Here is a 20518-nt window from a genome sequence, read left to right as displayed (position 1 = left end):
TCCCACATCTGTGGCTCTACCGGCCAGGACCCACTCCTGTCGGCAACCCACGCTTACATGCGGAGGGGCCCCAGCCAAGACCTCCATACCGTCTAAGGAATCAGGCGCGCATCTCGGTAACGCTGGATCACCGAGGCGATGGCATCCGGCGTGGATCGGAAGCCCAGGAAGCCGGCCTTCTTGGACTTGTTCATGTCCGTCAGGCATTCCATGTCGCGGCCGAGGTCACCGTCGGTGTGCCACCACGACGCCAGCCGGGAGACATCGCTCTCGACCAGATCGTGCTTCTCGGCGATGCGCTTCCACGCGGCGGCCGCGTCGGACATGCGGGGTTCGAGGGAACGCGGTTCGGTGTCGAAGCCTTCGGGTTCGACACCGAAGTGCTCGGCGAACTGCGGCCACAGCCACCGCCAGCGAAAGACGTCACCGTTGGCGATGTTGAACGCCTCGTTGCGCGCGTTGTCGTCGGTTGCCGCCCAAATCATCTGCTCGGCGAGCAGGTCGGCGTCGGTGAGGTCGGTGAGCCCATTCCATTGGGTCTCGGAACCGGGGAAGACGAACTTCTCACCCAGTTCCTTGCAGATCGACGCGTAGACGGACAGCGTCAGCATCATGTTCATCGCGTTGCCCACGGCAAAACCGGAGACGGTGTGAGCGCGGTGCACGCTCCATCCGAACCCGTATTTGTCTGCGCCGGCGAACAGTTCGTCTTCCTGCGCGTAGTAGAAGTTCGGCGTGTCGAGGCGGTCCTCGGTCTCGTGGAACGGCGTCTCGGCCATCACGGCCTCACCGTATGCATCGAACGGGCCGAGGTAGTGCTTGAGTCCGGTCATCAGCGCGACGTGCTTCACCGAATCGAGGGGGCCGAGAACATCGAGCACATTACGTAGGGTCGCCGAGTTGACCTCGATGTTCTCCTGCTCGGAGTCCTTCTTCATCCACGCGGTGAAGAACACGACCTCGGGGCGGACGTCCTTCAGCGCGTCTTCGAGGGACTGCGGGTCGAGCAGATCCGCCGCGACCGGCACGACGCCGTCGACGGGGGTACTGCCGCTACGACTCAGTCCGTAGGTGGTCCAGCCTGCATCGAGTGCTGCGCGGCACAGCGCCTGCCCGGAAATGCCGGTGGCACCGACGATCAACGCGCGCGTGCTGTTCGTAGTCATCGGGTCCGGTTACCCACTGGAGCCGATGCAACACGTGACGCTTCACTCACGTCAGGGCCAGTACTTGCTGGACGACGAGCACGATCGCGCCTACGGCCGAGACGGCGATTGCCGTGATACGTAGGCGTCGTCGATCGAGAACTCGGTTGATCACCCGAGAGAGCAGGAACCCCAGAACTGTCGCCGGGGCCAGGAACGCGAACAGCGTGGCGGTGTGGCTGTTCACCGCTCCGGCCACCGTCAACACCGCGATGGAGATGACCGAGCCGACGAGGAAGAAGCAACTCATCGTGCTGCGGAGTTCGGCTCCGGAGTTGCCTTGCCACACCAGAGCCATCGGTGGCCCACCGATGGAGGTGGCGGTTCCCAGAACTCCCGACGCGGCCCCGGCGACGACGAGATTACGTCTGTGCGGCAACGGAACCCAGCCGAACGACGTCAGCGCGACGCCGCCCAGGACCACGAGTGCCAACAGTATCGCCAGCCCGCGTTCGGGCAACAGGACCAGTAGCAGCGCACCCACCACCGAGCCGGGGAGTCGTCCGGCGAGTGCCCACCCGGCTCCCGAGAGATCGAGAGCCGTCCGGTCGCGTACCAGTACGAGCACGCTGACCACGACCGCGAGCATGATCAGCGTTCCCGGTACGAGTCCGGGGTCGACGATGGCCACGATGGGGGCGGCCAGCATGCCCATGCCGAAGCCGATCGACGCCTGCATCGCGGATGCGAAGAAGATCGCGAGGGCGACGACGACGAAGCCGGTGACACTCAGGTGCGTGAGTGTCATGTTCCGGCGGCGACGAGACCGAGATTCCCTGCCACGAGCGGATAATGGCATTCGGCAACATGATCGGCCTCGTCGGCGTCGTGTGCGACGGGTGGTGCGTCGCTCGCGCACAGGTCGGTCGCCTTCCAGCAGCGAGTACGGAAACGGCATCCCGACGGCGGATTCAGTGGCGACGGCACCTCGCCTTTCAGCAGGATCTTGTCGCCGCGGCTCGACGCGTCGAGTGTGGGTGCGGCCGACATCAACGCTGCGGTGTAGGGGTGGGCGGGCCGATCGAATACTGCCTCCGTAGCGCCTGATTCGACGATGCGGCCCAGGTACATCACCGCGACTCGGTCGGCGACGTGCCGGACCACCGAGAGATCGTGCGAGATGAAGACGTAGGAGATGCCGAGTTGCTTCTGCAGATCGTTGAGCAGGTTGAGCACCTGGGCCTGGACCGAGAGATCGAGGGCCGACACCGGCTCGTCGCAGATGATGACGTCGGGGTTCAGTGCCAGAGCGCGCGCGATGCCGAGGCGCTGCCGCTGACCGCCGGAGAATTCCTGCGGGAATCGGTTCTCGTCGCTCGGTCGCAGGCCTACCAGGTGCAGCAGTTCGCGTACTCGTGCCGAACGATCGCGCCGAGTCTTGTACAGGCTTTTGTGAGTTCGCCACGGTTCGCCGATGATGTCCCCGGCCGTCATCCGCGAGTTCAGTGAACCGTACGGGTCCTGAAACACCATCTGCACCCGTCGACGCCACGCGAGGAGTTCTTTGCCGCGCAGAGCGAAGGGATCGATGCCGTCGAAGGCGACGGTCCCCGAATCGGGTCGCTCCAGCATCATCAGCGTGCGCGCGAGAGTGGACTTGCCGCAGCCGGATTCGCCGACCAGGCCGAGGGTTTCGCCCCGCCGCAGGTCGAGGTCGATGGAGTCCAGGGCGCGTAGCTTCCCGCGGCCGACGTCGAAGGTCTTGTTCAGGCCACGAACGGTCAACAGTTGCTCAGACATTGCGCGATACCTCGTTCGGGAAGTGGCAGGCCGACATCCGGCCGTTGCCGACGGATTCGAGCGGCGGGCGGCTACTGATACAGATCCCACGGGCGATGGGGCAACGTGCCTGGTAGACGCATCCGTCGGGGATCGAGTGCAGATCCGGTGGGGTGCCGCCGATCGACTTCAGATCCTCACCGCGGACGGCGTGGACGGGGACCGAGTCCAGCAAGCCCTTCGTGTACGGGTGGCGCGGCGATCCGAACACCTCCGAGACCAACCCGGTTTCGACGACGTTGCCCGCGTACATGATTGCCACTCGATCGGCCTCTTCGGCCACCAGAGCGAGATCGTGGGTGATGAGTACGACGGCCATGTCGTGCTCGGTGCGCAATTCCTTGAGCAGTGCCATGATCTGCGCCTGCACAGTGACGTCGAGGGCGGTGGTCGGTTCGTCGGCCAGCAGTACCGACGGACTCAGGGCCACGGCCATCGCGATCAGTAGGCGTTGCCGCATGCCGCCGGAGAACTGGTGCGGGTAGGAGTCGGCGCGTGATTCGGGCTCGGGGATACCCACGCGGGCCATCAGGGCGATCGCTTCGACTCGCGCCTGCTTGGCCGACATACCCCGGTGGATCCGAAACGGCTCGGCCAGTTGAGTTCCCACGGTGTAGACGGGATTGAGTGCGGTCAGTGCATCCTGGAATACGATGGCCAGTTCGGTGGCCGCGATCGTGCGTCGCACCTTGGTCTTGGCGGTGACCAAATCGACGTCGCCCATCTCCACCGAGCCGCCGGTGATGTCGGCGATCGGCTCGAGCAACCCGACGATGGCCTGTGCCGTCATCGACTTTCCACAGCCGGATTCACCGAGCAGAGCCAGGGTTTCACCGCGGCGTGCGCTGAAGGTGACGTTGTCGACGGCGCGGATGACACCCGACGGCGTTCGCAGGTCGACGGTCAGTCCGCGTACGTCCAGGGCGACACTGCCGGTGTCGGGTCGCGCCGACGGTGCGCTGGTTGCCGGTGCGCTCATGAGACGACCTTTCGTGCGGGGATCAGGCGAGACCGCTTGGAGCGGGGGACATTGAGTCGCCACCGCTGCGCGGGATCGGTGGCGATGCGGGCCCAGGCGGCGAGAACGGTGGCCGAGACGGTCGTCAACACGATCGCAAGGCCGGGGAAGAAGGAGAGCCACCAGGCGGTCTGCAGGTAGGTTCGGCCCTGCGAGACCATCAGGCCCCAGGAGACGTCGGGCGGCTGAATGCCGATGCCCAGGAAGCTCAGTGACGATTCGGCGAGAATGACGAAGCAGAAGTCCAGGGTCGCGACGGTGAGCAGGGTCGGCAGCAGAATCGGTGCCACGTGACGCCGGATCACCGACCCGCTCGTGGCACCGAACGTGCGGGCGGCGTCGACGAACAGTCGGCTCTGCAGTTCCGCCGACTCGGCGCGAGCGGTGCGCAGGTAGATCGGGATTCGCGTGATGGTCAGCACCAGAACGATATTGGCGGCGCTGGGTGAGAAGACGTAGAGCACAACGACGGCCATCAGCAGGGACGGAAAGCTGAGGATGACGTCGGCGACGCGCATCGCCGCGGTCTCGCGCCAGCCGCGATGGAAACCGGCCCACATACCGATGAACGAGCCGATGATTGCCGAGAGGATCACTGCTGGAATGGCCACCGAGAGTGTGGTTCTGCTGGCGACGATCAGCCGTGCCAACATGCTGCGTCCCAGTGGATCCGTGCCGAAGATGTTCATCCAGCCGGTGTCGAGGGTGAACGGAGGCAGATTGGAGCGGTCGAGATCCTGATCGGTGGCGGCGTCACCGACCAGCATCGGGCCGAAGATCGCGGTGAGGAAGACCAGCACCAGGATCGCGGCGGCGACGGTGGCCACCCTGTCTCGCAGTAGTAGCTTCCATAGCGGGGCCGACGCCTTACGGGCTTCCACCGGGGCCGACGGTGGAACATCCTCGGGCTCGGATGTTTTCGGTGCTTCGAAGTCGAGTGACATGTTCTTACCTAGACCTTCACCTTGTCGCGAACCCGGGCGTCGAGCAGTGCATAGCAGGCATCGATGACGATGTTGAGGACGAAGATGGACACTGCCGTCAGCAACACGGCTGCCTGCAGAACGGCGAAGTCGCGTTGGAGGATGGCGTCGATCATCAGTTTTCCGATACCGGGCCAGCCGAAGATGGCTTCGACGACCACTGCGCCGTTGACGAGCCCGACCATCAGGTCGCCGGCCACGGTCAACGCCGGTGCCGCGGCGTTGCGCAGGGCGTGGTGGGTGACGACCCGAAGGTCGCTCGCCCCTTTGCTTCTCGCCAGCCGCACGTAGGGTGCCGACAGCGCCGAGACCATCGCGCCACGGACGACCTGTGTCAGGACGCCGAGCGGTCGAATGAGCAGCGTGGCGATCGGCAACACCCAGGAGAGCATTCCGCTGTCCACCCCGGAGGTGGGCAGCCACCCGAACAGGATGGCGAAGACGTAGACGCCCATGATGGCGAACCAGAAGTCGGGGATGGATGCGGCAGTCATCGACAGCAGGCTCGAGATGCGATCGGCCAGCGAGTTCGGTCGGTACGCAGCCCAGCAGCCGATGATCACCGCACCGAGGATGGCGAGGAACATCGTTGCGAACGCCAGCTGCAGCGTTGCGGGGAAGGCGCGCAGGGCCATTGCCGACGCGTCCTCGCCGGTGCGCAGTGACTGCCCGAAGTCGAGTTGTACGACACCCTTGAAGTAGTCAAGCAACTGAGTCAGCACCGGCTGATCGAAGCCGTTGGTGGCGCGGAACGCTTCGCGCTGCGCCTGGGTGGCCGACTCGGGTAGGTACAGGCTGGTGGGGTCGCCGGTGAGCCGAGCGAGGAAGAAGACGCCCAGTAGAACGACGAACAGCGGGATCAGGCTGGTGTAGATCCGTCGGCGCAGAAATCTGAACATGTCAGGGCCTCTCGGTCTCGGCGCGGGTCATCGCGGCCAGATGCATTTCGTCGACCGTGGCCGAGTCCGGGGTGTAGTCCACGGAGGCGGCCTTGGCGAGCACCCCGTTCATGTGCGCGATGTAGGCCATCTGCATGATGTCCTTCGGTTCGTCGGCGAACACCTGGGCGTACGCGGCCTGCCTGTCTTCTCCGGTGAGAGCGCCGGCAGCGGCGATCTCCTTGTCGAAGTCCGCTGTGCCGTAGGCACTCTGGAACCCATCACTGGTGAAGTACTGATCGACCGTGAAGGCGGAGTCGCCGGCCTGGTTGCCGTGCTGGATGACCAGCAGGTACGGACCGACGTCCGGGAACGGCCGCTCCTGGTACTCGGCAGTTCCTGCGGCGTCCATCATTTCGATCTTGACATTCATGCCGATCTTGGACAGCGAGTTCTGAATGACCTCCACCGTCTCGTTGATCTTCGGGAACTGACCGGTGCGTCCGATGAGACGGATCTCGGTGTCCACCGGAACCCCGTCGGCACGGGCCTGCTCGATCAACGTCCTGGCCTCGTCCATGTCGTAGGGCCAGGGAGTCAGGTCTTCGTTGTATCCCACGACGCCCTCGGAAATGAGCTGTGCTGCAGGTGAACCGAGTCCGCGGAACAACGCCTTGACGATGCCGTCGCGATTGATGGCGTAGTTGATCGCCTGCCGAACCCGCATGTCGTCCAGTGGCGGTTGCGCGGCCTGCATGCGCAGTGCCGTGGTCTCGTTGTTGGGATAGGCCACGCCGAGGTCGCCTGCACCGTCCTCCGGTCCGACCGACGTGGCGATCTCGGCCTCGCCGTTGGTCACCATCGACGCGCGGACACTGCCCTCGCTGCGCCATTGGTATTCGGCCCTGGCGTATTCGGGCTTCGGGCCCCAGTAGGTCTCGTTGCGTACCAGGGAGAGCTTCTGGCCGTAGTCCCACCGCTCGATCGCGAACGGGCCGGTGCCGATCGGTTCGCGTACCCGCTCGGTGTAGCTCGAAGTGCGCGGAACCATTTCCACGAACGAGAGCCGCAGCGGCAGAATGGGATCGGGCTCGGGTGACTGCACCGTCAGCGTCAACGGGTCGACGGCTTTCACCACCAGGTCGGCGTCGCCGAAGACGTATCCCTCGACGTTGCATCCCAGTTCGGAGTTGACGGTGCGGTCGATGGAGAACGCTGCATCCTCGGCTTCGAAGGGGCTGCCGTCGCTGAACGTCACGCCGGGGTGAATGGCGAACGTCCACTCGGTGTCCGAGGTCTGCTCCCACGAGTCCGCCAACTTCGGTTCCAGATCACCCGTACTCGGATTGCGCTCCATCAGCGGCTCGGTGATGTTCGAGCGCGTGACCACTCCGACCGACGTCAGGGATACGTCGCAGGCTTCGAGGGTGGGCGGTTCCTGAGGCAGAACGATGCGCAGGGTGTCTGCGCGGGCTGCGGTTCCGTTGCTCGAGTTCGCGACGGTGCAGCCGCTTGCGATCAATGAAAGTGATAGTGCGCCAACAGCAATAGCGGCGACGCGATGGGTCCGTCCCTGCTGCACGGAGAGTGCAGGGCTCATGGTGGCCTCCAGTGGGAAAAGGGATACGCGTCATCGAGCCGCATTCGGATCTGTGACGGTAGACACACGGTAGGAGTGGGTGATCTCCACCGTCAACCGGACGAAAGCGACGTTTCGGCCCGTTATCCACGTCACAATCGTGCTGGATCAGTGCGGATGCTCGCAGTTCAGCGCCTCTGAGCAGGTCGAACGTCCAAACGGGTTAGGTCTACCTGCATGCTGAGGGTCATGTTCATGCCGTTTGGGTATCGGTCCATGTTATTTGCGTGTTGGACAGGTATCCGAGAAGCGGCATACCGTACAGGAAACGCGCACGCTCCACCACATCGCGAGGAGAACAACGGTGACCACCGGTCAACAGGAAAAGTCTGTGTTGCAACAGGATTCACGCCGAGGGGGCCGCGTGCTCCGAGTCGGGCCGCTGAAGCCGTCCCTGATGGACACTCTGGTTGCCGACTACGACGCGCTGACCTTGCCCGACGGGGACGAGCGTGAGCAGTTCCTGGCCGAACACGGCCCGTCGATCACCGCCGTCGTCACCTCCGGCCGAACTGGTGTCGACGCAGCGCTGATGGAGCGGTTGCCGCAGCTCGGAGCCGTCGTGAACTTCGGCGTCGGCTACGACACCACCGATGTCGACGCGGCCACCGAGCGTGGCATCGGGGTCAGCAACACCCCGGATGTGCTCACCGACTGCGTCGCGGATCTCGCTGTCGGCCTGGTGATCGACACCGTGCGTGGGCTCTCGTCCGCGGAGCGATTCGTACGGGCCGGCCGCTGGCCGGCCGAGGGCAACACTCCACTGACCCGCCAGGTCACCGGCAAACGAGTCGGGATCATCGGGCTCGGCCGGATCGGATCTGCAATCGCGGACCGGCTCACCGCATTCCGATGCCCCATCTCGTACCACAACCGCAACGAGATAGACGGTTCACCGTATGCGTACGCGGCCAATCCTGTAGCGCTCGCCGAGAGCGTCGACGTACTGATCGTCGCCGCCTCGGGCGGCTCGGGAACGGCCCATCTGGTCGATCGCGCGGTGCTCGACGCGCTGGGGCCGCAGGGCTATCTGATCAACGTGGCGCGCGGAAGCGTCGTCGACGAAGAGGCGCTGATCGAGCTGCTCGCCTCCGGGCAGCTCGCCGGTGCGGGTCTGGACGTGTTCGCCCACGAACCGAACGTGCCCGACGCCCTGCTGGCGATGGACAACGTGGTGCTCCTGCCGCACGTGGGCAGCGCAACGGTGGAGACTCGCGCCGCCATGGAAGCACTGACACTGGAGAACCTCGATCGATTCCTGGCCGACGGCTCCCTCGTCACGCCGGTGACGAAGTGACCGTCGTCGTCGGCTACTCGCCGACCACCGAAGGAAAAGGCGCGCTGCCCTTCGCATTTCGCGAGGCCCAGATGCGCGGAACGAATCTGCTCATCGTCGCCGAGGACAACAGCGCGGCAGACGCCGACTTCGCTGCCACCGTCGAATCGGCTCGCGAGGAGGCGTCGGCGGTCGGTGTCACGACGAAGATTCACGACAACGAGGCCGGCCGCTCGCACGCCGACAACCTGATCGACCTGTCGTTCGACGAGCAGGCTCAGTTGGTCGTCATCGGCATCCGACGTCGATCGCCCGTCGGAAAGTTGTTCATGGGCAGCATCTCTCAGCGCGTACTGCTCGAAGCGCATTGCCCGGTGACGGCCGTCAAGCCGCCGGTTGGGACGCCGCGATAGTTCGGTTGCTGGCTGGACAGTATTCGGCACCGTCGCTGCGACCCCCTTCATCGCTAAGACCGACCGCGACACACTGCAAGCGATCGCCGACATCGACCTCGACAGCAACGACTTAGCGGAAACCGACGGCAACAGCGACAATGGGGCTACAACACACCGCGAGGAGCGCCCATGACCACCACCGAACCGCGCCGGGCCTGGACCCCCGAGCAGCGCCGGAAGGTACGCGCAGCAGCCGCAGGAGCGTCCATCAAACTCCGCGAGTACGACAACAAGCCGGTCCCGCAACGGCTCCGCGACGTCGCCGCTGGCAAAGACGCCAATCCGCCCGAAGACTGAGCACCCACGAACCCGACAAGGCCCGCTCCCAACCAGGTGCGGGCCTTCGTTGGCTTTCGAGGCGCGCCGTATTCACACGAGCACTCGACCGAGACCGGCTTCGGGCACTGTCGAACCACGGCTCGATCAGCAGGAAAAAATCACGACCACTCACGCGTCGGCAGCACGTCGGTCATGAAGCGGTGCAGTGCCGGGTTGTCGTTGTCGACGCGCCATGCCGCGTCGAGTTCGACGGGGCGTTCCTTTACGGTCCGAACCGGCCGGAACACAACGCCTTCCGGCCGCATGGTCGACGCCGACTCGGGTACCAGGGCCAGGCCGATTCCTGAGCGAACGAGCACCAGCATCGTGTGCACCTGCGTCACGTACTGCACGTAGCGCGGTGAGACCCCGACGATGGTGAAGGTGCTGATCAGCAGTTCGTGGAAGTACCGCGCGTCGACGGGCGAGTACATGATGATCGGCTGCTCGTCGAAGTCCTCTACCGACAGCTCGTCCTTCGCGGCCAGCGGGTGTTCTTCGGGCATCGCCGCGATCAACGACTCGTGCAGCACCGGCCGGGACGCGATGCCCGGTCGCTTGAGCGGGGGTCTGGCCAACCCGAGATCCAGATCGCCGATGGCCAAGGACTCCATCTGTACCGCCGAGACCATCTCGCGTAGAACGATTTTCACGTCCGGTAGCTTCTCGCGCGCGGCGTCGAGCAGCTGCGGGAGCACCGCATGCGCCGATGCCCCGGTGAATCCCACGATCACTGTCCCCAGGTCTCCGGTGGGAACGCGTCGCACCGTCAGCAGTGCACCCTCGGCGAGGTCGAGGATGCGTCGGGCCTCGGGTAGGAAGGCCAATCCCGCGGCCGTCAGGGTCACCGACCGGCTCGTGCGGTCGATCAGCTGCACGCCGACTTCGCTCTCGAGTTGTTGGATCTGCCTGCTGAGCGGCGGCTGCGTCATGTGCAGACGTTCGGCGGCGCGGCCGAAGTGCAGTTCCTCGGCGACGGCGATGAAGCAGGACAGCCTGTTGAGCGAGAACATCGATTCATTCCTTGCATCGCGCTGGGAGTTCCGGCGTGCCTTTTCGTATAAATCTAGCGCACGTGGTCCACGCTTCGATGATTAGTAACCTTCCCTCCGGTAAGAGTAGAGTTGCTCGCGTATTGGACGCCCATCCCGGTTGTCGTCCCTCGTAACCATCGAACGGAGTCGTCGTGTCTCGAGCTGCCCAGGTGCCCGGCACCGCCGTCGAAGACGTCTCGGTGCTGGGTGCGTTGCGCTCACCGAGGCGACTGAAGACCGAGGTTCTTGCCGGGCTGGTGGTGGCGCTGGCGTTGATCCCGGAAGCCATTTCGTTCTCGATCATCGCCGGTGTCGATCCCCGCGTCGGCCTGTTCGCGTCGTTCACGATGGCCGTCACCATCTCCATCGTCGGGGGTCGACCGGCGATGATCTCCGCGGCCACCGGAGCCATCGCCCTGGTGGTCGCCCCCCTGGCTCGCGAGTACGGCCTCGACTACCTCATTGCCGCGGTTATCCTCGGAGGAGTCCTGCAGATCGTGTTGAGCGTCCTCGGTGTCGCCAAGTTGATGCGATTCATCCCGCGCAGTGTCATGGTCGGATTCGTCAATGCGCTGGCGATCCTGATCTTCACCTCACAGGTGCCGTACCTGATCGGGGTGCCGTGGTTGGTCTACCCGATGGTCGCCGTCGGACTGCTCATCATGTTCTTCCTGCCGAAGCTCACCACTGTCGTGCCGGCACCTCTGATCGCCATCGTGATCCTCACCGCCGTCACGCTCGTCTTCGCGCTGGCCGTCCCGGACGTGGGCGACGAGGGCGAGCTGCCGTCCTCGCTGCCGTCGTTCCTGATCCCGGACGTGCCGTTCACGTTCGACACCCTGTCGATCATCGCGCCGTTCGCTCTGGCCATTGCCCTGGTCGGTCTGCTCGAATCACTGATGACGGCCAAGCTCGTCGACGACATCACCGACTCGCACTCCAACAAGACTCGTGAGGGCTGGGGTCAGGGCGTGGCGAATCTGGTCACCGGACTCACCGGCGGTATGGGCGGCTGCGCGATGATCGGCCAGACCATGATCAACGTGAAGGTCTCCGGTGCCCGCACCCGTATCTCCACGTTCCTCGCCGGCACCTTCCTGCTGATCCTGGTGGTCGGTCTCGGCGACATCGTCGCACTCATTCCGATGGCCGCATTGGTCGCCGTGATGATCATGGTGTCGGTCGGCACCTTCGACTGGCACAGCATTCACCCGAAGACGTTGCGGCGCATGCCCAAGAGCGAAACTCTCGTCATGGTGGCCACCGTGGCTGTCACCGTGGTCACCCACAACCTCGCGTACGGCGTCGTCGTCGGAGTGATCACCGCGATGGTGCTGTTCGCTCGCAGGGTTGCCCATCTGACCGAGGTCGTCGACGTCGCACATCCCGACGACGACACCCGCGTCTACGCCGTCAAGGGCGAGTTGTTCTTCGCGTCGAGTAACGATCTGATCTACCAGTTCGACTACGTCGGAGATCCGAAGAACGTCGTCATCGATATGTCCGAGTCGCACATCTGGGACGCGTCGACCGTTGCGACCCTCGACGCCATCACCACCAAGTACGCCGCCAAGGGCAAGACGGTGGAGATCGTGGGCCTGAACGCGCCGTCGACCGAGCGGCACGATCGTCTCAGTGGGAACCTGGGTGCCGAGCACTGACTAGGGTGGTTGGTCGGGCGAAGAGAGGCGGCACATGACAGACGACGGCGTACACATGCAGATCGGGCAGGTAGCTCAGCGAACCGAGCTGTCGATTCGCACGGTTCGTCACTACGACGATGTCGGTCTGGTCACGCCCTCTGCTCGGACCGTCGGCGGCTTTCGGCTCTACACCGAGTCCGACGTCGAACGACTGCTCGTGATTCGCCGGATGAAGCCACTCGACTTCACGTTGGCCGAAATGAAACAGCTACTGGAATCCCTCGACGTTCTCGGCGACGAGAACGCGACCGACGACGCGAGGTCGTCGGCCGCGGCCTTCGTTCGTGATTGCCACACCAAGGCCGAGGAAAGCTGCCGCACGTTGCGGCGGCAGCTCGCCTACGCCGAGGAGCTGACCGAGGTGCTGTCGACTCGCGGCGCAGCGGCCCAAATCTGACCGCCCAGTTCTAGCCGTCCACGACCACCGGGACGATGAGGGGCTGGCGGCCCAGGGTCTGCTTGGCCCAGCGGGCCGATTCCTGCACGATGCGCTTCTCGATGTTCTCGCGGGACGCAACCTTGACGTCGCTCTCGCGTGTGAGGGTCTTGCCGATCGCCTTGGCCAACGAGTCGAAAGCGTTTGCCTCGTGGGCGAATCCGCGTCCGATGAAGTCGACGTCGTCGACCAGCAGCCCGGTGTCGGGATCGACGATGGCGATGACGGTCAGCACGCCCTCGTTCGCGAGGAGGCGACGCTCGGCCAGTGAATCCTCCGTCACGCCACCGACGGCACTGCCGTCGACGTAGATCAGCTCGATGGGGACGGAGCCGGTGATCTGCGCGACGCCGTCGTACAGGTCGATGACGCTTCCGTTCTCGGCGATGAGCACGCGATCGCGAGGAACACCGGTCCTGATTGCGAGATCGGCATTGGCACGCAGGTGCCGCGACTCACCGTGTACGGGAAGCACATTGGCGGGTTCGAGGATGTTGTAGCAGTAGACGAGCTCGCCGGCGCTGGCGTGACCGGAGACGTGCACCTTCGCATTTCCCTTGTGCACCACCCGCGCACCCTTGTCGACCAGGCCGTTGATGACGCGGTAGATCGCGTTCTCGTTGCCGGGGATCAAGCTGCTCGCCATCAGCACGGTGTCGCCGTCGCCGACCTTGATCTGGTGCTCACCCGACGCCATCCGCGACAGCGCCGCGAGGGGCTCGCCCTGCGAGCCGGTGCAGATCAGCGTGATCTTGTTGGCCGGGAGCCGGTTGAGCTTCGGGAGGTCCACGACGAGGCCGTCGGGAACGTCGAGGTAGCTCAGGTCGGTCGCAATCTTCATGTTGCGCACCATCGATCGGCCGACGAACGCAACCTTGCGGCCCTGTGCGTGTGCGGCGTCGAGTACCTGTTGAATGCGGTGCACGTGACTGGCGAAGCTCGAGACGATCACGCGTCCCGTCGTTTCGCGGAACACCTTCTCGATGGCCGGGACCAGGTCGCGTTCGGAGACCATGAACCCGGGCACTTCGGCGTTGGTGGAGTCGACGAGGAGGAGATCGAGCCCTTCTTCGCCGAGGCGTGCGAAGCTCCGGAGGTCGGTGATCCGACCGTCCAGCGGGAACTGGTCCATCTTGAAGTCACCGGTGTGCAGCACCAGCCCGGCGTCGGTACGAATGGCGATGGCCAGACCGTCGGGAATCGAGTGGTTGACGGCAATGAACTCGAGTTCGAACGGGCCTTCCTGTCGGGTTTGCCCCGCCTCGACCTCGATCAGCGTCGTCGAGACCTTGAACTCCTCGAACTTGGCAGCCAGGAAATGCAGCGTCAGCCGCGACGAGATGACGGGAATGTCGCCACGCTCGCGCAGCAGATACGGGACGCCGCCGATGTGGTCCTCGTGCCCGTGCGTCAGAACGATGGCAACGACGTCGTCGAGGCGATCCCGGATGCAACTCCAGTCGGGGAGGATGACGTCGACGCCGGGCTGATGCTCCTCGGGAAACAGCACGCCGCAGTCGACGATGAGCAGCTTTCCGTCGAATTCGAAGACGGTCATGTTCCGGCCGATCTCGCCGAGACCGCCCGTCGCGATCACGCGAAGGTGCCCTGCCGACAGCGCTGAGGAGGATCGCTTTCGAGGTGCGGCGGGGGATCTGCGGTTCCGTGGTGATCTCGACATGCCTCTTACGCTACGGGGGCCGCCCGACCTGGCTTCGACCCCGGTCCGAAGATCCACGCATTGCTCGCCGTCGAGGGTGGAATGCCGACCGTGTCATGGCCGTCCTCGAGCCATGGGACAGCTCGTCGTCCACGTCGATCTCGCGGCCGGCGCTCGTGTCGTCAGGGGGTGCAGAGTGAACGCGATGCAGCAACCAAGGCTGCAGCGTGCACGATGTCCCTGTCGTGGGCGGTGTTCGTGGCAACGACCGCTTGGACGAGGTCCGTGTAGCACGTCGGTGATCGAAGGGCTTGCGCGTTCGAGGCAAGCTGGGTGACCACCGCAGAAGTGAGTGCGGTGATGCGTTCCCGGATCGGCGCGAGGTCCGCGGGCGCATCGGGAGCGCCGGCCGGATCGGCGTGCCACTGGGCCAGGCGGAGCGATTGGATCGCCTTGCCCACCTCGATCTGGTCGCGAACCACAGTCCCTGCGCGTTCTGGTGCAAGTCCGAGCCCGATGGCAGCGTTCTGCGCCGCATCGATCACCTGGGCCTCGCGCTCGGGATCGCTGACGGGGCCGCCTGTCTTCCACTTCACCGCGGCCACGCTGTCTGCGGTGGCCAGACGGTCTGCAAGAACGTCGGTCAGAGATTGCAGATTCTCGGCAGGCGTCTCGGCCGCGCTCGTCGCCGCCGTCGGTAACAGGACCAGCGGTACGACCGCTGAGATCACGGCAATTCTGGCGATGCGACGCAGCCGCGACGCGTTTGCCGGTAAGGACACCTCAGGAGACATCTCACGCACCTTTCGTTCGACGGTTCGACGCCGATAGTGCCCGACGACGGTGAACAACAAGGGAACCGCCATTGCGGAATCACACGTCATCACTTTAAAGTGATGACGCGCAACATCGGATTGCGTCTTGTGCTGGAGGGGTTCGTCGATATGCGTATTCACACCGTGGTGATCATCGGTAGCGGCTTCGGAGGTCAATGCGCCGCCAAAGCCCTGCTCGACCGCGGTATCGACGACCTCGTCATTCTCGAGCGAAGGCCCTTTCTCGGTGGAACCTGGAAGCAGAATCGCTACCCGGGCGCGGCAGTCGACGTGCAGAGTCCCCTGTACTCCATTGCCTCCGAGCCGTTCGAGTGGTCGCGCATGTTCGCCGAGCGGGAGGAACTCGAGCGCTACACCCAGCACGTGCTCGAGTCCAACGGGCTGCCGCAACGCACACATGCCGACACCGACGTTCAGAAGATCCAATGGGTCGGCGATCACTGGCTGATCACCACGTCGCACGGTGATTACGCAGCGAAGTTCGTCGTCAATGCATCCGGGCCGCTCAGCACCCCGGTGATCCCCCCGTTCTCAGGCCGAGAGAAGTTCCGCGGCAAGCAGTTCCACACCAACGACTGGGACACTTCCTACGATCACGCCGGAAAACGGGTAGCCATCGTCGGTAGCGGTGCCAGCGCCGCACAGGTGATCCCCGCGATCCAGCCCGACGTCGAGGCGTTGCACGTCTTCCAGCGCACACCACACTGGGTGATGCCGCGTCACGATCGCGAATTCACGCCGCTGCAACGAAAGTTGCTGCGATTCGAGCCCATTCGACGGCTGGTGCGAGCCGGCATCTACTGGAGTCTCGAGACCCGCATCATCGGGTTCAAGTACTCGCGGCGGATGCTGAAAGCCGTGGCCCAGCGGACTGCCCTGAAGCACATCGAGTCTCAGGTTCCGGACTCCCAGCTTCGGGCGAAAGTCACCCCCGACTACACCATCGGGTGCAAGCGCGTGCTGCTGTCCAACACGCTGTATCCCGCACTGGGAGAAGCGAACGTGACCCTGCACGACAAGAACGACGGCATCGCCGAGATCACCGAAACCGGGATCGTGACCACCTCGGGGGAACACGTCGACGTCGACCTGCTGGTGTGGTCGACCGGATACGACGCCACCGACGGGGTCATCTCGTATCCGGTGATCGGGCGGGACGGCCGGGCGCTGTCCGAGGTCTGGGATCCCTACCCCCGCGCTTACCTCGGCACCACGATTCCCGGTTTCCCCAACCTGTTCGTGGTCACCGGACCGAACACCGGAATCGGGCACACCTCCGCCATCTTCCTCATCGAGGCGCAGATGGAGTACATTGTGCGAGCCGTCGACGCAGTTCAGCACGCGGGTGCAACCGCCATCGAGGTCACTGCCGCCGCCGAGCAGGAGTACACCGACACGATTCACCGCGAGATGGACGGCACCGTCTGGAAGGACGGCGGCTGCCACAGCTGGTACCAGTCGAAATCCGGGCATGTCGTCGCCATGTTCCCCGGCTTCAGCTTCACGTTCCGACGGTGGGCCAAGCGTTTTCGGCCGGAAGCCCATCACATCCATCGGTCGTCCACCGACGTGACGACGAAGGACGAGGTATCGGCATGAAGAATCATTCGGGCCAGGTAGCGCTGATCACCGGGGCGGCAGGCGGTATCGGCTCTGCTGTGGCGGCAGCACTGCATCGGCGCGGTGCCTCGATCGTTCTGGTCGACATGGAGTCGACCGATCTCGAATCGGTTGCTGCAAAGCTGGGCAACCAGCGCGTAGCGATCGCCCATGCCGACGTCACCGTGCGAGAGCAACTCGACGCGGCGGTCGCCACCGCGATCCAGACGTTCGGCACGCTCGACATCGTGATGGCGAATGCGGGAATCTCCAGCGGTGCACAGGCATCGACGATCCGTTCCGTCGACGACGGTGTGTTCGAGACAGTCATCGGGGTCAATCTCGTCGGTGTGTGGAACACGGTGCGAGCGGCGCTGCCGCACATCGTCGAGTCCGGGGGCTACGTGCTGCTCACCTCCTCGACGTACGCCTACCTCAACGGTCTGGCGAACGCACCGTACGCGGCCTCGAAGGCGGCGGTGGAACAACTCGGTCGTGCTCTGCGTGCGGAACTCGCGGGCACGAAAGCGACAGCGGGAGTGCTGTATCCGGGGTGGGTGGCGACGCCGATCGCCGACGTTGCGTTCGGCGGCGACACCGTCGCTACGGCGATGACTGCCCGCGCCTTTCCCTCGCCACTGCTCCGCCCGATCACACCGGACAAGCTTGCCCGCGTGGCCGTACGAGGCATCGGACGCCGAGCCGCGCGCATCGCCGTTCCCGGTCGCTGGATCCCGATCTCGATATTGCGCGGCATCGTCAACCCGATCATGGACGCCGCGATGGAGCGGGATGCCGAATTGATCCGTCTGACTGCCGAACTGGATGCCCGGCGGTCATGAGCACCGTGTCCGAAGCGGCCGGCCGCGCCTACGGCGGTGAGAGCGCGGCCGACCGCGACGACCGCAGGCGGCGGCAGCTGCTGGATGCGGGACTGCGGGTGTTCGGCAGCGTCGGGTACCGCGCCGCGACCGTCCGTGGACTGTGCCGTGAGGCCAAGATCGCCGATCGCCACTTCTATCAGTATTTCGACAAGACCGAGGATCTTCTGCTCGCCGTCTATGCCGAATGCATTGCACGCCTGACCGATTCGGTGTCCGACGCAATTGTGCAGGTGAATCGGGACGGTGATCTGAGGGCTGTCACCGAGCAGTTGCTCGACCCGTTCTTCCGGGTCGTCGAGGACCCGCACCTGGCCCGCGTGGTGTGGATGGAGGTGCTCGGCGTCAGCCCTCGCGTGGAGCAGACGTATCTGACGGTGATGCAGCAATTCGGCACCCTGCTGCTCGGCTACCTCCGCACGTTCGCCGGCGAGGTGCCGTCGGGCCCGGAGCTCGACGTGGACCTGCTCGCCACCGCTGCCATCGGCGCAATCAGCCACACCGCCATGACCTGGTACCAGAGCGGCTACGCCGCAGAACGACGCATCGTCGTCGCCACGATCGCGACCATGCTCGCCAATATCGTCGCGCCGCTGCAGACGTAGAGTCCGATCACCAACGCGGGCAGGTGTTCTCGAAGCGCGGATCGATGCTCTGCATGTATCCGGTGTCGTCGCGGTCACGAATTCCGCAGTCCAGGTACTGCTGATGCAGTGCCGCGAGCGCGTCCTCGTCGATCTCGATGCCCAGACCGGGTCCGGTGGGAACGGCCACTGCGCCGTCGACGAAGTTCAACACCCCCGGCACGACGACATCCTCGTTCTTCCAGGGCCAATGCGTGTCGCAGGCATAGGTCAAGTTCGGTGTCGCCGCTGCGAGATGAACCATGGCGGCCAGACTGATTCCGAGGTGGCTGTTCGAGTGCATCGACAGTCCCATCTCGAACGTCTCGCAGATTCCGGCGAGCAACCTCGATCGCTGGAGTCCGCCCCAGTAATGGTGGTCGGACAACACCACCTGCACCGAGTCCTTCACCACGGCAGGCTTCAGGTGATCGAAGGCAACGACACACATGTTCGTCGCCAGCGGCATCTTGGCTTCGCGCGCAACCTCGGCCATCCCGTCGAGCCCGGGTGTGGGATCTTCGAGATATTCGACGATGCCGTCGAGCTCGGCGGCTACCCGGATGGATGTGTCGACAGTCCAGGCGGCGTTGGGATCCAACCGCAACGGCAGCTCCGGGAACGCCTGCCGGAGCGCCTTGATTCCGGCGATCTCCTCGTCGGGCGGAAAGACGCCGCCCTTGACCTTGATTGCCCCGAAGCCGTACTCGTCGATCATCTTTCGGGCCTGACGAACCAATCCGTCCGGATCGATCGCCTCGCCCCATTCGTCGGGCTCCTGGCCGGGATGAGCTGCCCACTTGTAGAACAGATACGCACTGAACGGAACGGAGTCCCGAACCTTGCCGCCGAGCAGGTCGGACACCGGTCGACCCAGGACCTTGCCCTGCACGTCCAGGCACGCGATCTCGAAGGGGGAGAACACCCGATCGGTGGTGCTGGCTGTGGTGATCATGCCTGCGACGCCGTCGCCGCCTGTGATCGACAGGGTTCCCAGGACGGCATCGATGGCATCTCGGATCTCGTTGAGCGCGAACACGTCCAGACCGAAGATGGCGGTGGAGGCCGCTTCCAGTCGAGCCAGATGAGCAGTGTCGGCGTACGTTTCACCGAGTCCGACGACACCGGCGTCGGTGTCCAGCTGAATGATCGCGCGGAGCGCATACGGCTGATGCACGCCGACGGTGTTGAGCAACGGAGGATCGACGAAGGCGATCGGTGTGATTCGAGCCCCGGTGATCAGTACCGGTTCTTGCATCAGTGCACCGCGAGCTCGTCTGCCAACACGGCCCGGCCGGCGGCAACGATTGCGGTGAGTTCCTCGAGGTGCGGTGCGCTGATGTCCACCAGGGGTGGGCGAACCGGCCCTGCTTCGATGCCCTCCATCGTCACGCCGGCCTTGATGAGAGAGACGGCGTAGCCGGGAACCTTGTCGCGCAAGCGCACGAGCGGGTGGAAGAACTCGCGGAGCAGTGCGGCAGTGAGCTTTTCGTTTCCGCTGTCGAGAGAGCGGTAGAACGCCAGTGCCAGTTCGGGTGCGAACGCGAATGTCGCGGAGGAATACAGCGTGACACCGATCGCTCGGTACGCCTGCTGGGAGACCTCGGCGGTGGGTAGTCCGTTGAAGAACTGGAAGGGCTTGCCCGACGGCTCCAGAGCGTCCAGTACCGCGCGGACGATGCGGCCGACCTGATCGAGATCGCCGGTGCCATCTTTGAATCCGACGACGGTGGGAAGCTGCGCAACCTCGACGGCGGACTCCTCGGTGAAGCGAGCGTTGCCGCGGTTGTAGACGATCAGCGGCAGATCCGATGCGGCGGCAACGGCCTTGGTGTAATTCACGAGACCGGCTTGCGGCATCGTCACCAGGTACGGCGGCAGCAACAGGATGCCGTCGGCTCCGTTGGCCTTCGCCGCGTGTGCGAATGCCTTTGCCTGCGCGACGGATCCGCCTGCACCGGCGTAGACAGGAACGCGGCCTGCGACGCTGTCGACTGCGGTACGGACGATCTTGCCGAACTCCTCGAGTTCGAGGGCGTGGAATTCGCCGGTGCCGCAGGCAATGAACACTCCACCGGGTCCCGCGTCGACACCCTTCGTGATGTGAGCGGCCAGGAGGTCGTAATCGACCTCACCGGATGCGGTGAACGGGGTGACGGGGAAGAACAGAACTCCGTCGAGCATGGGGGTCTCCT

Annotated in this window: 20 protein-coding genes; 8 read left to right on the top strand and 12 right to left on the bottom strand. The window is 64.6% G+C overall.

Annotated elements, in window-relative coordinates; all coding sequences use genetic code 11:
* Positions 1-92 precede the first annotated feature (92 nt).
* From AB0P23_RS23295 to AB0P23_RS23265, 7 genes are read right to left on the bottom strand one after another with little or no spacing between them, the layout of a single operon-like run.
* Positions 93-1166, bottom strand: coding sequence for an SDR family oxidoreductase (locus tag AB0P23_RS23295; RefSeq protein WP_363799555.1), 1074 nt, complete (start codon positions 1164-1166; stop codon positions 93-95).
* Positions 1167-1212: 46 nt separating this feature from the next.
* Complete coding sequence (locus AB0P23_RS23290) at positions 1213-1953, bottom strand: sulfite exporter TauE/SafE family protein (RefSeq protein WP_080730208.1); 741 nt, start codon at positions 1951-1953, stop codon at positions 1213-1215.
* Positions 1950-2945: an oligopeptide/dipeptide ABC transporter ATP-binding protein gene (locus AB0P23_RS23285; RefSeq protein WP_032369531.1), complete on the bottom strand. Its 996-nt coding sequence runs from the start codon at positions 2943-2945 to the stop codon at positions 1950-1952. Before AB0P23_RS23285 ends, AB0P23_RS23290 begins: the two co-directional genes overlap by 4 nt.
* Entirely contained in the window at positions 2938-3963 is a 1026-nt protein-coding gene (locus AB0P23_RS23280) for an ABC transporter ATP-binding protein (protein WP_032369530.1), read from the bottom strand. The genes AB0P23_RS23285 and AB0P23_RS23280 overlap by 8 nt, the downstream gene beginning before the upstream one ends.
* A complete protein-coding gene (locus AB0P23_RS23275; protein WP_032374768.1) occupies positions 3960-4946 on the bottom strand; it encodes an ABC transporter permease in 987 nt (328 codons plus the stop codon). Before AB0P23_RS23275 ends, AB0P23_RS23280 begins: the two co-directional genes overlap by 4 nt.
* 8 nt (positions 4947-4954) lie before the next feature.
* Positions 4955-5884 (bottom strand): ABC transporter permease, encoded by a 930-nt coding sequence (locus tag AB0P23_RS23270; protein WP_032374769.1) that lies wholly within the window; start codon positions 5882-5884, stop codon positions 4955-4957.
* 1 nt (position 5885) lies between these two features.
* The gene (locus AB0P23_RS23265) at positions 5886-7463 is read right to left on the bottom strand and encodes an ABC transporter substrate-binding protein (protein ID WP_057474436.1); all 1578 of its coding nucleotides are present in this window, start codon (positions 7461-7463) and stop codon (positions 5886-5888) included.
* A 343-nt stretch (positions 7464-7806) separates the two neighbouring features.
* Here AB0P23_RS23265 and AB0P23_RS23260 point away from each other — a divergent pair, with 343 nt between their 5' ends.
* The 3 genes from AB0P23_RS23260 (at position 7807) to AB0P23_RS23250 (ending at position 9530) form a co-directional block, all read left to right on the top strand.
* Positions 7807-8799 (top strand): 2-hydroxyacid dehydrogenase, encoded by a 993-nt coding sequence (locus AB0P23_RS23260; RefSeq protein ID WP_283542487.1) that lies wholly within the window; start codon positions 7807-7809, stop codon positions 8797-8799.
* Positions 8796-9191, top strand: a complete 396-nt coding sequence (locus AB0P23_RS23255) for a universal stress protein (RefSeq protein ID WP_032374772.1) — start codon at positions 8796-8798, stop codon at positions 9189-9191. Before AB0P23_RS23260 ends, AB0P23_RS23255 begins: the two co-directional genes overlap by 4 nt.
* Before the next feature lie 171 nt (positions 9192-9362).
* Positions 9363-9530 (top strand): hypothetical protein, encoded by a 168-nt coding sequence (locus AB0P23_RS23250; RefSeq protein ID WP_363799551.1) that lies wholly within the window; start codon positions 9363-9365, stop codon positions 9528-9530.
* Between the two features lie 140 nt (positions 9531-9670).
* On the opposite strand, the gene AB0P23_RS23245 is transcribed toward AB0P23_RS23250, so the two are convergent.
* A complete protein-coding gene (locus AB0P23_RS23245; RefSeq protein WP_032374774.1) occupies positions 9671-10564 on the bottom strand; it encodes a LysR substrate-binding domain-containing protein in 894 nt (297 codons plus the stop codon).
* A gap of 173 nt (positions 10565-10737) precedes the next feature.
* Here AB0P23_RS23245 and AB0P23_RS23240 point away from each other — a divergent pair, with 173 nt between their 5' ends.
* Both AB0P23_RS23240 and AB0P23_RS23235 read left to right on the top strand, forming a co-directional pair.
* Positions 10738-12246, top strand: coding sequence for a SulP family inorganic anion transporter (locus AB0P23_RS23240; protein ID WP_032374775.1), 1509 nt, complete (start codon positions 10738-10740; stop codon positions 12244-12246).
* A 34-nt stretch (positions 12247-12280) separates the two neighbouring features.
* Entirely contained in the window at positions 12281-12685 is a 405-nt protein-coding gene (locus tag AB0P23_RS23235) for a MerR family transcriptional regulator (RefSeq protein ID WP_032367131.1), read from the top strand.
* Between the two features lie 10 nt (positions 12686-12695).
* On the opposite strand, the gene AB0P23_RS23230 is transcribed toward AB0P23_RS23235, so the two are convergent.
* Both AB0P23_RS23230 and aroQ read right to left on the bottom strand, forming a co-directional pair.
* Positions 12696-14405: a ribonuclease J gene (locus AB0P23_RS23230; RefSeq protein WP_241258208.1), complete on the bottom strand. Its 1710-nt coding sequence runs from the start codon at positions 14403-14405 to the stop codon at positions 12696-12698.
* A 161-nt stretch (positions 14406-14566) separates the two neighbouring features.
* Complete coding sequence (gene aroQ, locus AB0P23_RS23225; protein ID WP_157889872.1) at positions 14567-15250, bottom strand: gamma subclass chorismate mutase AroQ; 684 nt, start codon at positions 15248-15250, stop codon at positions 14567-14569.
* Between the two features lie 30 nt (positions 15251-15280).
* Between aroQ and AB0P23_RS23220 the strand changes: the two genes are divergently transcribed.
* The 3 genes from AB0P23_RS23220 to AB0P23_RS23210 are packed head-to-tail and all read left to right on the top strand — an operon-like array spanning position 15281 to position 18305.
* A complete protein-coding gene (locus AB0P23_RS23220; RefSeq protein ID WP_230595357.1) occupies positions 15281-16819 on the top strand; it encodes an NAD(P)/FAD-dependent oxidoreductase in 1539 nt (512 codons plus the stop codon).
* Positions 16816-17661 (top strand): SDR family NAD(P)-dependent oxidoreductase, encoded by an 846-nt coding sequence (locus AB0P23_RS23215; RefSeq protein WP_032374776.1) that lies wholly within the window; start codon positions 16816-16818, stop codon positions 17659-17661. Before AB0P23_RS23220 ends, AB0P23_RS23215 begins: the two co-directional genes overlap by 4 nt.
* Complete coding sequence (locus AB0P23_RS23210; RefSeq protein ID WP_032374777.1) at positions 17658-18305, top strand: TetR/AcrR family transcriptional regulator; 648 nt, start codon at positions 17658-17660, stop codon at positions 18303-18305. Before AB0P23_RS23215 ends, AB0P23_RS23210 begins: the two co-directional genes overlap by 4 nt.
* A 7-nt stretch (positions 18306-18312) precedes the next feature.
* Here AB0P23_RS23210 and AB0P23_RS23205 read toward each other — a convergent pair whose 3' ends face one another.
* Entirely contained in the window at positions 18313-19584 is a 1272-nt protein-coding gene (locus AB0P23_RS23205) for a glucarate dehydratase family protein (protein WP_206498517.1), read from the bottom strand.
* Complete coding sequence (locus tag AB0P23_RS23200; RefSeq protein ID WP_032374779.1) at positions 19581-20507, bottom strand: 5-dehydro-4-deoxyglucarate dehydratase; 927 nt, start codon at positions 20505-20507, stop codon at positions 19581-19583. Before AB0P23_RS23200 ends, AB0P23_RS23205 begins: the two co-directional genes overlap by 4 nt.
* Positions 20508-20518 lie beyond the last annotated feature (11 nt).

The organism is Rhodococcus sp. NPDC077669 (assembly GCF_040686915.1).
In the GTDB taxonomy this organism is placed as follows: Bacteria; Actinomycetota; Actinomycetes; order Mycobacteriales; family Mycobacteriaceae; genus Rhodococcoides; species Rhodococcoides fascians.
The sequence above is the reverse complement of the archived record's forward strand: the minus strand, read 5'-3'. Positions and strand labels throughout refer to the sequence as shown.